The sequence below is a fragment of the Pseudomonas sp. AC239 genome, assembly GCF_979258545.1.
Genome location: NZ_OZ409864.1, coordinates 4,847,387 through 4,858,873 on the forward strand (window position 1 = coordinate 4,847,387; position 11,487 = coordinate 4,858,873).

An 11,487-nucleotide genomic window follows, 5' to 3' on the forward strand; every position below is an offset into this window, starting at 1 on the left:
ATGAGTTTCTCGAACAAGGAACAGGGTGTGGTAAAGGAAGCATTGTTACCCTCGGCGCGCGACATCGATGCTTTGGTGCGCGCTGAACATCAGGACCCGTTTTCCATTCTCGGCCCGCACGGCGATGGCGCTGGTGGGCAGTTCATCCGCGCTTATCTGCCCGGTGCGCTGAGTGTCGCGGTGCTGGACAAGGACAGCGGCGAAGAGCTTGGCCCGCTGGAGATGACCGAGACGCCGGGGCTGTTTGTCGGCCATTTCGATCAGGCCCGACCGTACCTGTTGCGCACGCGCTGGGCCGGCGGCGAGCAGGTTGCCGAAGATCCGTACAGCTTTGGCCAGCTGCTGGGCGAAATGGATTTGTATCTGTTCGCCGAAGGCAATCACCGTGACCTCAGCGCTTGCCTCGGTGCACAGCTGAAAACCGTTGATGGCGTTGACGGCGTGCGCTTTGCCGTGTGGGCGCCGAATGCCCGCCGTGTGTCGGTGGTCGGCGATTTCAACGTCTGGGACGGTCGTCGTCACCCAATGCGGCTGCGCCATCCTTCGGGCGTGTGGGAGTTGTTCATTCCTCGCCTGCAAGCGGGGGAGTTGTACAAGTACGAAATCCTCGGCGCTCACGGGATTCTGCCGCTCAAGGCCGACCCGATGGCGCTGGCCACCAGCCTGCCACCGGACACCGCCTCGAAAGTCGCCTCGCCGTTGCAAATCGACTGGCAGGATCACGAGTGGATGAATTCCCGTCAGAATCGCCAGCAGCGCTCCAAGCCTCTGTCGATCTACGAGTTGCACGCCGGCTCGTGGCAGTGCGAGCTGGATGATCTCGGCGAGGTTGCGCGCCAGTACACCTGGCCGGAACTGGCTGAGCGGCTGATTCCTTATGTCAAAGAGCTGGGCTTCACCCACATCGAACTGATGCCGATCATGGAACACCCGTTCGGGGGCTCGTGGGGTTATCAGTTGCTTTCGCAGTTCGCGCCGAGCGCACGTTATGGCACGCCGGATCAGTTCGCTGCCTTCGTGAATGCCTGCCACCAGGCCGACATCGGTGTGATCCTCGACTGGGTGCCGGCGCATTTCCCGACCGATACCCATGGTCTGGCGCAGTTCGACGGCACTGCGCTTTACGAATATGGCAACCCGCTGGAAGGCTTCCATCAGGATTGGGACACGCTGATCTACAACCTTGGTCGCACCGAAGTGCACGGTTACATGCTGGCCTCGGCGCTGCACTGGCTGAAACACTTCCATATCGATGGCCTGCGTGTCGATGCCGTGGCGTCGATGCTGTATCGCGACTATTCGCGCAAGGCTGGCGAGTGGGTGCCGAATCGTCACGGCGGTCGGGAGAACCTCGAGGCTATCGACTTTCTGCGTCATTTGAACGACGTGGTTGAACTGGAAGCGCCGGGTGCGCTGGTGATCGCCGAAGAATCCACTGCGTGGCCGGGCGTTAGCCAAAGCACCCAGCAGGGCGGCCTCGGGTTCTCCTACAAATGGAACATGGGCTGGATGCACGACTCGCTGCACTACATCCAGCAGGATCCGGTGTACCGCGCCCATCACCACAATGAGCTGAGTTTTGGTCTGGTCTATGCTTGGTCGGAGCGTTTCATCCTGCCGATCTCCCACGACGAAGTGGTGCACGGCAAGCACTCGCTGATCGACAAGATGCCCGGCGATCGCTGGCAGAAGTTCGCCAACCTGCGCGCCTATCTGAGCTTCATGTGGACTCATCCGGGCAAGAAGCTGTTGTTCATGGGCTGCGAATTTGGCCAGTGGCGCGAGTGGAACCACGATCAGCAACTGGACTGGTACCTGTTGCAGTATTCCGAGCACAAAGGCGTGCAGAAACTGGTTGGCGATCTCAACCGCCTGTATCGCGAAGAGCCGGCGTTGCACGATCAGGATGATGCGCCGCAGGGCTTCCAGTGGTTGATTGGCGATGATGCGATCAACAGCGTTTATGCGTGGCTGCGCTGGAGCAAGGACGGCTCGCCAGTATTGGTGGTCGCCAACTTCACGCCGGTACCGCGCCAGTCGTATCGCGTCGGCGTGCCGTTCGCCGGGCGCTGGACCGAACTGTTCAACAGCGACGCGGACATTTATGCCGGCTCAAACTATGGCAATGGCGGCGGGGCATTGACGGATGAGGTACCGAGTCATGGTCAATCGTTGTCGCTGGAGCTGAATCTGCCGCCGTTGGCGGTGTTGATTCTCAAGCCGCAGGGCTGATCCAGGAACAGTAAAACTGTGGGAGCGGGCTTGCCCGCGATGAGGCTGTCACATTCAGCATTTTTGTTGACTGACACGCCGCCATCGCTGGCAAGCCAGCTCCCACAGGATTTTCGGTAGTCTGGAGATCACCAGCGCATCCGCACGCCGAGGCTGCCAATGATGCCGTTCAGATCATTGTCATCCACATCGCTGCTGTAATCGGCGCTCATGTACAGGCTCACTGCCGGCGTGACCCGCGCCACCAGTCCCAGTCCCAATTCCACTGTTGAAGACTTGCGGCTGCTGCTGATCTTGTCGACCTGATCCAGCGTCAACGTGCTGCCGCTGTAGACCGTGTGCCAAAGGTTGGTGCGCACGTAGGGTTCCACCGGTAAGCCATTCAAGTCATAACTGCCCTTCAACCGCGCACCGACGCGGCCGCTCCACGCGGTCAGGTCGGACGAAGCGGCGTTGCCCGAGCCGGCATAAGGCGCATCAAGGCTGATCCGCTGGTTGATCAATTGCGCCTGCGGTTCAACCACCCAGTTCTCGCTCAGGCCGATCGGATAACCGCCCTCGACCGAAAATGTCATTGCACTGCCTTCGGTGGCCTGACGATTACCTTGCGCAGTGCGACTGAAACCGCTGACCCGACCGCCGCTGGCCGAGACGTCTACGTGCCAGCCCTGCGCGCCGATCAGGCTGTAATAGGCGCCCAGGTTCTGGCCTTGCAAATTCAAGCGGCCAGTGTTTGGGGCGGAGAGGGTGCGTCGGGTCAGTACGCCATCGGCACTCATCTGAATCTGATTGTCGCCGCCGATCAGGCCAACGGTCTGGGTAGCGCCATTACCGCTTTTCAGCGTAACCACCGCCGGGCCTTTGTACTCGCCGCCGGGCATCGCATAACCGGAGGACAGCGCATCAGTCTGCGCGCGCCGGGCGCTTTTGCCGTACAGCTCATCCCATGCGGAGGGCGCAAGATCTTCAGTGATCAGGCGCGAACTCTGGTGACTCAGCGGCAGCGGCCCGGGCGTTATCACGGTCACCGGCAAGGTCATCACCGGCACGTCGGCGCGATACCACGTGGATTCATCCGCCGCAGACTCCGCATGCGCCTCCATGGACGAGCACAGCAACAGCGAACCTGACACTGTGCAAAGGGTGATTTTCAGTTCGTGTGGGATCAGTGAAGTTTTCATGGAGGTCTACCTTGCAAGCGCATGCGTCATCTCGGGTCTGGCGTCTCTCCTACCCCGAACGAGGGGCGACCGAATAGAGCGGGGCGAACCGCGGCTGCTCGATTTCGCGAGTGCCGGAAGGTCAGCCCCAGTAAGTGTTTCCGGGGGTAGTAAGGTAGAGATAAGAAGAGCGACGCCTGCGCGTCAAGAAAATGCACGATGAATGGCGGGCTTAAATCAGTCTTCGCAAGCGTTTGTTTTTCTGCACATAACTAAGTGGTTGTTTGCATGGAAAAACGCTTGCGAAGTATTCATATGACGGTTTTTTGCCGCCGACGAAAGGTCATTCCTACCGGTAGTTGCCGGAAGGACATGCCATGTAGTTGCTGTCAAAAACGCAGCTACAGGTGCACCTCAACTGCTAACGGCAAGTGATCGGAAAGATGCGTCCACGGTTTGTTGCCGAGAATTCTTGGATCATGGCTGCTGGCATTGCGCAGATAGATCCGGTCAAGTCTCAACAAGGGAAACCGCGCCGGATAAGTTTTCGCTGGGCGCCCATGATGGCGCTCGAAAGCCTCGTGCAAATAATCGCGACGGGCAAGGGCAGCATTACCTTGCAACTGCCAGTCGTTGAAATCCCCAGCGATGATCACCGGCGCATCGTCGGGCAGCGACTCAAGCAATTGGCAGAGCAGTTGCAACTGCAATTGCCGATGGCTTTCCAGCAGACTCAAATGCACACAGATCGCATGCACCTCGTCATGTCCAGGCACATCGAGTATGCAGTGCAACAGCCCGCGCCGTTCTGGGCCAGTGATCGAGACGTCGAGGTTGCGGTATTCGCGAATCGGGTATTTCGACAGCAGCGCGTTGCCATGATGACCGTCGGGATAAACGGCATTGCGCCCGTAGGCAAAATCGCTCCACATACTGTCGGCAAGAAATTCGTATTGCGAGGTCTGCGGCCAGTCGTTGTAGCGACTCGAATGGCGTTCGTGTTCACCCACCACTTCCTGCAGAAACACCAGATCGGCCGAGGTACTGCGCATCGCTTCGCGCAGCTCCGGGAGGACGAAGCGCCGATTCAGTGCGGTGAAGCCCTTGTGGGTGTTGACCGTGAGTACCCGCAGGCGATGAATGACTGGCGCGTCGACCGCTTGACGCTTGGGATCGCTGGACACGTTCACTCCTCTGAATTGGGCCATGCCTGTTCATGCGACTGGTTTGAGGGGGTGGCAGTTCCTTACAGAAATGTTTGATCGTACACAGGACTCTGTGGGAGCTGGCTTGCCAGCGATGGGGCCAAATCAGCAGTATCTCTGTTGCCTGATACACCGCTATCGCTGGCAAGCCAGCTCCCACAGGGTTTCACGGTGTCAGAGGTCTTTGGCGTTCAGAAGAAGACGATTTCATACGGCAGGCGCATCCGTTCCAGCAGCACCGGTGGCAGCAGCGGGGCGATGCCGATGGCCGGTTCGCCTTTGAGCTGGCTGGCGTAAGCGTGGGTGGCATGGCTCTTGCGCGCGACTGTCCAGGTGTCGAGACGCAGCTTGCGCGCACGCTCCCAGGGAATCATTTGCTGCTCGCGCTCCGGCCAGTGCCAGGCCCACACTGGCACATCGTGATAGGTCGCGCCGGCCTTCTGCGCCGCATCGAAACTGGCCCGGCCGACCACTTCATGGTCCGCTGGACCATCCTTGCGCCAAGTGCTGAACACTACGTCGCCCGGGCGCAGGTAACGCCCGATGAATTCGGTCAGTTGGCTTTGCTGATCGCTCAGCGCGTTGTCGGTAAAACCGCCGCGCACCCATTTCAGGCTGTGCATGGGCAGGCCGAGACGGCGCAGGGCTTCGACGCTTTCCTGCGGGCGGAATACGCTCAGGCGTTGCTCCGACCATTGCCGCGAGCCGGGGTGGCTGGCGCTGCCGTCAGTAATCGAGAGCAATTGCAGAGGATGACCGAGGCTGGACAGCAGCTGCAGCAAGCCGCCGCAGGTGACGACTTCATCGCCCGGATGCGGGGCGATCACCACGGCGCGGGCGCCGGCGGGAACCAGACTGTGGGTGTTGATGACGGGAATATTGTCGAGCTGCGGCGCGCTGTTCCAGATCTGGGCTGGCAGGCCGTGTTCGTTGAGCAATGACGGTTTCATGAGTGCGACGTCCTTGTGGTGTCTCGCCCTCAGTCGTGAGCAGCCGAGGCTGTCGCGGCCCGTGAAGGCAAATGAATAGCAACGGTGCAGTGCTCCAACCCTTGGATTACTGCGAGGCAGAGTATTGCTCAAGACTCGGCATTCGTCGCGTCACAGATCAATCTGATACGTATTTTTTTATTCCAGCTGTGCCAGATTGCGCAGGAAGTCACCGAATCCGCCCTTGGCCCGACTGTCGAGACGGGCGCTGGTGTGCACCTGCGGACGGTGACTCCAGGCAATATTGGCGCCGCTGCGTTCCAGCGCACGAACCAGTTGCACGTCCTCATCACAGGTCAGCGGTTTGAAGCCGCCGGCCAGGCGATAGGCCTCGGCACTGACGCCGAGGTTGGCACCGTGAATATGGCGATGGCCATCGCGGGCCTGGTAATGACGGTGATAGCGAATTTGCGCCGCTTCAGCGATGGATTCATGCCAGTGCTCGACGGTGACCGTACCGCACACGGCATCTGCTTCCAGGCCCAGTTGCGCCGCCAGCCAGTCATCGGCAACGCGGCTGTCGGCATCGGTGCAAGCGATCCAGCGTGCACCGCGCTCGAGCAGCAGGCGCGCACCGGCGGCGCGGGCTTCGCCAACGTTGCGCGCATCGATCTGCAGGCTCAGCACCGGATAAGCGCTGACGATCTGTGCCGAGCCATCGCTGCAGCTGTCGAGCACCACGAGAATTTCCACTGGCTCGCCGGCCAATTGTCCATGCTGGCTGGCACGCAAGGCGGCCCGCAGACATTCATCAAGCAGCGCCTCTTCGTTATGCGCCGGAATCACGATACCGATCAACGCAAGCCCTCCAGGGCAGCCACCGAGCGTGGCTCACGGCTCCACAATTCGAGAATGAAATCCGCTTCCTGATGCAGCACCAGACGCGGCAACGCCAGTTGATGGTGGATCTGATCGTGAACTTGACGTGCATTCAACGGACAGCCTTCAATCGGCGGGCGCCAGTGACAGGCCAGCAATTGGCCGTCGGCGGTCAGCGATTCGCTGATCCGGCGGATCACTTCTGTCAGATCCTGCTCGTCGAGGTAGTAGCCGATTTCGCTGAAGACGATCAGGTCGAATTTTTCCTCCGGCCAGTCAGCCGGCAGGCGTCCCTGGCGGACTTCGGCATGCTCGAATACGCTCAAGCGAGTACGTGCGAGCTGCACCGCCGCGCTTGCGGTATCGCAACACAGCAGGCGGCCGCAACGCGGAGCCAGTTCTGCACTCAGTTCGCCGTTGGCGCAACCTGGCTCAAAGACGGACCGGTAGCGGGGACGGGGCAGGGCAGCGAGGGTGATCGCGCGTTTGCGCTGCTCGTACCAGCGCTGGCGGAACGCCCATGGGTCGTCATTGCCCGCGAACAGGCCGTCGAAATAGCGGTCATCGACGCTCACAGGAACACCACTTCAAAAGGTTGCAGCAAACGATCTAGCACATAGGGCGCGAGCACTGGCCCGAGGCCGACGTCGCGGTCGCCTTCCAACTGGCTGGCGAACGCGTGCGCGGCGTGGCGTTTACGTGCGATGTGCGTCGGTGAAAGGAGAATCTTGCGCGCCCGCTCCCATGGCACCGAAGCGTCTTCCGGGGTTGCCCAGTGCCAGGTCCAGACCGGAAGTTCATGGCAGGTCGCACCGACGCGTCGCGCCGCTTCGACACTGGCACGGCCGACAGCCTCATGATCGCTGTGGCCGTCCTGGCGCCAGGTCGTGAAGACTACGTCGCTGGCATGCAGATAGCCGGCGATGAATTCGCTCAACTCGGTTTCCTGAGCCGCCACTTGCGTGTCGGTAAAACCGCCGCGCAGCCATTTCAGGCTGTGCATCGGCAGACCTAGACGACGCAGGGCTTCGGCGGATTCTTGCGGTCGCACCACGCTCAAACGCTCGACTGTCCAGCGTTGCGAACCGGGGTGACTGGCGCTGCCATCGGTGACCGAGATCAACTGCAACGGCCGTCCGGCCGCTGCCAGCAATTGCATGATGCCGCCACAACCGAGCACTTCGTCATCCGGGTGCGGCGCGACGATCACCGCTCGCGAGCCCAGCGGTACCAGTTCAAGAATATCGATGGCGGGCAGCTCGGCCAGACGCCGCGAAGCCTGCCACTGCTGCAGCGAAGTGCCTTGGCCGACGATCGGGTTGTCCTTCATAGCGCCCAGACCTCGCAAGACTGACCAGCAATCTGCTGGCCCAGTGCAGCAAGGTCGCGTTCGGCGTGACTCTGGCGCAGGAACACCGGCAAGTCGGCACTCAATCGCGCGAAATGCCGATCCTGACAAAACGGCCCGGCACCCAGTGCGCGACCGACTTCACGCATGACCTGTTCGGCAGACTGTTCGACCACGGCGCGGGCGCGTCGGGCGAGCAGTTCAGCGTCGGCCTCGGGCTGCGCGTCGATTTGCAATGCGCTGAAGCGCAGCACATCGGCCGCCGCTTGCAGTGCGGTGTCAGTCGCACCGAGGTGGGCGAGGGCATGCGGTTCATCGCGGTGCGCGCAATGCTGACGCAGCCCTTCGGCGATCTGCCGCGAAGCGCCATACCAGCAAGCCGCGATACCGATCCCGCCTTGCCAGAAACCCGGCCGTTGCAGGTAATCGCCGGGGTTGCCGATGGCCTGCGCTTCAGCGTTGTCGAACAGCACCTCAACGCTGCCAGTCGCCGCCATGCCCACGGCCTGCCAGCCTTGATCGGTGATGGTCACGCCAGGCTGATCAAGCGCGACTGCCACCAGTTGCTGCTGACCGTCCGCATCCCACGCCGTGAGCAAGGCGTGGCTGAGCACCGCCGCACCAGAGCACCAGGCCTTGCGCCCGTTCAGCGTCACCATGTGCCCCGACGGCGTGACTTTCACCCGCGCCTGTGGCGGTTCGGCCGCCCACATGCCCCACGTGCTGCCCGGCGTTGGCGTGCCGCCCAATTGCTCAATGATCGCCAGCGCGTCCGTATGGCCTTCGTAGAGTTTGCACAGGCCTAAATCGTGCCCGCCGACTTCCGCAAGACGCTGAAAGCGCTCCAGCGTGTGACCGCTGCCGGGCAACGGCAAACGGTCGAGTCCGGCCTCGACCATTGCCCGCAGGCAACGGCCGAGGGCGTTGGTGTCGGCGTAATCTGGCGGACGGCGGGCCAGATAATGTTGAAAGTCCATATCATTCTTCTTCGTCGCGTTGCAGTTCGAACAACAGCAACGAACGTCCAGTCACCGAATATTCATGGCCGAAGTCGAAGCGTTCCTGGCCGCGAATCGCCGGCTGATTGGTGTCGATCATGCAGGTCCAGAAGCCACCATCCGGCACTTCCGGCAGGGTGAAGTTGACGATGTCGTGGTGCGCATTGACCACCAGCAGCAGGGTCGCATCGGCACCTTTGCGACGGATGCCGGTTTCCTGCGCGCGACCATCGAGCAGCATGCCCAGGCAGCGGTTGTGCGCGTCGTGCCAGTGCTCGGTGGTCATTTCGGTGGCGTCCGGGGCCAGCCAGGTTACGTCTTTGACGCCGATGTCTTCGTTGTACTCGCCGACCAGGAAGCGCCCACGACGCAGGATCGGATAAGTCAGACGCAGCTTGATCAGGCGCTTGACGAATTTCAGCAGCGCCTTGCCGTCCTCGCTCAGATCCCAATTGACCCAACCGATTTCGCTGTCCTGGCAATAGGCGTTGTTGTTGCCGTCCTGGGTGCGGGCGAATTCATCACCGGCAACGATCATCGGCGTACCTTGGGCCAGCAGCAGAGTGGCAAAGAAATTGCGCATCTGCCGGTGGCGCAGGGCGTTGATTTCCGGATCGTCGGTCGGACCTTCGACGCCGTGGTTCCACGACAGGTTGTTGTTGCTGCCGTCCTGGTTGTTCTCGTCGTTGGCTTCGTTGTGCTTGTCGTTATACGAGACCAGATCGTTGAGGGTGAAACCGTCGTGGGCGGTGATGAAGTTCACCGACGAATACGGCCGTCGCCCACGCTGGTTGAACATCTCACCGGAAGCAGTCATGCGGCTGGCGAAATCGGCAAGCTGAGCGTCGTCGCCTTTCCAGAACGCGCGCACGGTGTCGCGGAATTTGTCGTTCCACTCAACCCAGCCCGGCGGAAAGTTGCCGACCTGATAACCGCCGGGGCCGCAGTCCCAGGGTTCGGCGATCATTTTCACCTGACGCAGCACCGGGTCCTGACGGCAGGCGACGAGGAAGCTGTGGCGCTCGTCAAAACCATCGTGGTAGCGGCCAAGAATGGTCGCTAGGTCGAAGCGGAAACCGTCGACGTGCATCTCGCTGGCCCAGTAGCGCAGGGAGTCGGTGACCATCTGCAGGACGCACGGGTGACTCAGGTCCAGCGTGTTGCCGGTGCCGGAATCGTTGATGTAGTAGCGCTTGTCGTCCGGCATCAAGCGGTAGTAGGAGGCGTTGTCGATACCGCGCATCGACAGGGTCGGGCCTTGCTCGTTGCCTTCGGCGGTGTGGTTGTAGACCACGTCGAGAATGACTTCGAGGTTGGCATCGTGCAGATGCGCGACCATTTCCTTGAATTCGGCAATCTTGCCACTGGCCAGATAACGCGGGTCCGGGGCGAAGAACGCAATGCTGTTGTAGCCCCAGTAGTTGGTCATGCCTTTTTGCAGCAGATGCTGATCGTTGACGAAGGCATGAATCGGCAGCAATTCAACGGAAGACACGCCGAGCTTGCGGATGTGTTCGAGCACATCGTCGACCATCAAACCGCCGAACGTGCCGCGCAGGTTTTCCGGCACCGACGGGTGACGCATGCTGATGCCGCGCACGTGGGTTTCATAAATGATGGTCTTGTCCCACGGCACGCTGACGCGATGATCATTGCCCCAGGTGTGCGCCGGGTCGATGACCTTGCACTTGGGCACGAATGGCGCGCTGTCGCGTTCGTCGAAACTGAGGTCGGCGTCAGGATGGCCGATGGTGTAGCCGAACAGCGCTTCCGACCATTTCAGCTCGCCGACCAGTTGCTTGGCGTACGGGTCGATCAGCAGCTTGTTGTGGTTGAAGCGGTGGCCGTTGGCCGGGTCGTAAGGACCATATACGCGGTAGCCGTAGATCAGGCCCGGATGCGCATCGGGCAAGTAGCCGTGGTAGATCTCATCGGTGTATTCGGGCAGTTCGATGCGCTCGAGTTCGACTTCGCCGCTGTCGTCGAAGATGCACAGCTCGACTTTGGTGGCGTTGGCGGAAAACAGAGCAAAGTTAACCCCCAGACCATCCCAGGTAGCACCGAGCGGGAAGGGCAGACCTTCACGGATTCTCGACGGCTCGGCGTGCGCAGCGGGTTCGGCTTTCTTTGGACGGGTCATGATTGCTCCTGCAAAAAAACGGGACAGTTCAGGCAATGAGATTTCCTGGTGGGAGCGAGCTTGCTCGCGAAAGCGTTGGTACATTCGACATTTTCACCAACTGACCTAGCGCTTTCGCGAGCAGGCTCGCTCCCACAGGGTTGTGTGTTTTTCCCAATAAGGGGCTTTCTTCGGGGCGCAAAAACCCCATGTGGCGAGCACGCTCGCCACACAATCATTCAGTTCAAATACGGATCGGGTCAGTTCGCCGGGGGCTTCTTCGCTGCTCGCGGCTTTTTCTCGGCTGCCTTTTCGCCCGGCGGAACTACTTTTGGCGTGGCCGCAGGTTTTGCTTTCGCCGCGGGTTTGGCTTTGGCAGCAGCCGGTGTCTTGGCGTCGAGCGCTTTGGTTTCGGTGCTCTTCGCCGCTGTAGTCTTGCCAGCCACCTTGCTGCCAGCCGCCTTCGGTGGCTTCTTCGGCGCGAGCGCTTCGGCCTCGGCGAGTTTGCGCGCCATCTCCCAATGACGTTCTTCGTGGCCTTCAGGCTTCCCTTCCGACTCCCAGATCTGATAGGCGAATTCGCGAATGCGTTTATCGTCGGTGCTCATCGCAATGCT

10 protein-coding genes are annotated in these 11,487 nt (G+C 60.9%); 1 reads left to right on the forward strand and 9 read right to left on the reverse strand.

Annotated elements, in window-relative coordinates; translation table 11 throughout:
* Positions 1-2,232 (forward strand): 1,4-alpha-glucan branching protein GlgB, encoded by a 2,232-nt coding sequence (gene glgB / locus ACZ0AZ_RS22155; RefSeq protein ID WP_039760470.1) that lies wholly within the window; start codon positions 1-3, stop codon positions 2,230-2,232.
* 128 nt (positions 2,233-2,360) lie between these two features.
* On the opposite strand, the gene ACZ0AZ_RS22160 is transcribed toward glgB, so the two are convergent.
* From ACZ0AZ_RS22160 to ACZ0AZ_RS22200, 9 genes are all read right to left on the reverse strand, one after another.
* The gene (locus ACZ0AZ_RS22160) at positions 2,361-3,413 is read right to left on the reverse strand and encodes an autotransporter domain-containing protein (protein WP_129998674.1); all 1,053 of its coding nucleotides are present in this window, start codon (positions 3,411-3,413) and stop codon (positions 2,361-2,363) included.
* Between the two features lie 380 nt (positions 3,414-3,793).
* Positions 3,794-4,576 (reverse strand): endonuclease/exonuclease/phosphatase family protein, encoded by a 783-nt coding sequence (locus ACZ0AZ_RS22165; protein WP_039760624.1) that lies wholly within the window; start codon positions 4,574-4,576, stop codon positions 3,794-3,796.
* Positions 4,577-4,788: 212 nt separating this feature from the next.
* Positions 4,789-5,547: a PIG-L deacetylase family protein gene (locus ACZ0AZ_RS22170; protein ID WP_039760473.1), complete on the reverse strand. Its 759-nt coding sequence runs from the start codon at positions 5,545-5,547 to the stop codon at positions 4,789-4,791.
* A gap of 177 nt (positions 5,548-5,724) precedes the next feature.
* Positions 5,725-6,384, reverse strand: coding sequence for a glycosyltransferase family 2 protein (locus ACZ0AZ_RS22175; protein WP_463538148.1), 660 nt, complete (start codon positions 6,382-6,384; stop codon positions 5,725-5,727).
* A complete protein-coding gene (locus tag ACZ0AZ_RS22180; RefSeq protein WP_463538149.1) occupies positions 6,381-6,980 on the reverse strand; it encodes a class I SAM-dependent DNA methyltransferase in 600 nt (199 codons plus the stop codon). Before ACZ0AZ_RS22180 ends, ACZ0AZ_RS22175 begins: the two co-directional genes overlap by 4 nt.
* The gene (locus ACZ0AZ_RS22185; RefSeq protein ID WP_129998676.1) at positions 6,977-7,735 is read right to left on the reverse strand and encodes a PIG-L deacetylase family protein; all 759 of its coding nucleotides are present in this window, start codon (positions 7,733-7,735) and stop codon (positions 6,977-6,979) included. Before ACZ0AZ_RS22185 ends, ACZ0AZ_RS22180 begins: the two co-directional genes overlap by 4 nt.
* The gene (locus ACZ0AZ_RS22190; RefSeq protein WP_039760480.1) at positions 7,732-8,730 is read right to left on the reverse strand and encodes an acyl-CoA dehydrogenase family protein; all 999 of its coding nucleotides are present in this window, start codon (positions 8,728-8,730) and stop codon (positions 7,732-7,734) included. The genes ACZ0AZ_RS22185 and ACZ0AZ_RS22190 overlap by 4 nt, the downstream gene beginning before the upstream one ends.
* Position 8,731: 1 nt before the next feature.
* Positions 8,732-10,891 carry a glycogen debranching protein GlgX gene (gene glgX, locus ACZ0AZ_RS22195; RefSeq protein ID WP_129998677.1) on the reverse strand — a complete coding sequence of 720 codons (2,160 nt, stop codon included), beginning with the start codon at positions 10,889-10,891 and terminating at the stop codon, positions 8,732-8,734.
* A 239-nt stretch (positions 10,892-11,130) separates the two neighbouring features.
* Entirely contained in the window at positions 11,131-11,478 is a 348-nt protein-coding gene (locus ACZ0AZ_RS22200; protein WP_129998678.1) for a DUF2934 domain-containing protein, read from the reverse strand.
* Positions 11,479-11,487 lie beyond the last annotated feature (9 nt).

Bases quoted from the DNA above. Each gene is read 5' to 3' on its own strand.
- glgX (WP_129998677.1), bottom strand. From the start codon at position 10,891: ATGACCCGTCCAAAGAAAGCCGAACCCGCTGCGCACGCCGAGCCGTCG.
- ACZ0AZ_RS22200 (WP_129998678.1), bottom strand. From the start codon at position 11,478: ATGAGCACCGACGATAAACGCATTCGCGAATTCGCCTATCAGATCTGG.
- ACZ0AZ_RS22170 (WP_039760473.1), bottom strand. From the start codon at position 5,547: ATGAAACCGTCATTGCTCAACGAACACGGCCTGCCAGCCCAGATCTGG.
- glgB (WP_039760470.1), top strand. From the start codon at position 1: ATGAGTTTCTCGAACAAGGAACAGGGTGTGGTAAAGGAAGCATTGTTA.
- ACZ0AZ_RS22190 (WP_039760480.1), bottom strand. From the start codon at position 8,730: ATGGACTTTCAACATTATCTGGCCCGCCGTCCGCCAGATTACGCCGAC.
- ACZ0AZ_RS22160 (WP_129998674.1), bottom strand. From the start codon at position 3,413: ATGAAAACTTCACTGATCCCACACGAACTGAAAATCACCCTTTGCACA.
- ACZ0AZ_RS22185 (WP_129998676.1), bottom strand. From the start codon at position 7,735: ATGAAGGACAACCCGATCGTCGGCCAAGGCACTTCGCTGCAGCAGTGG.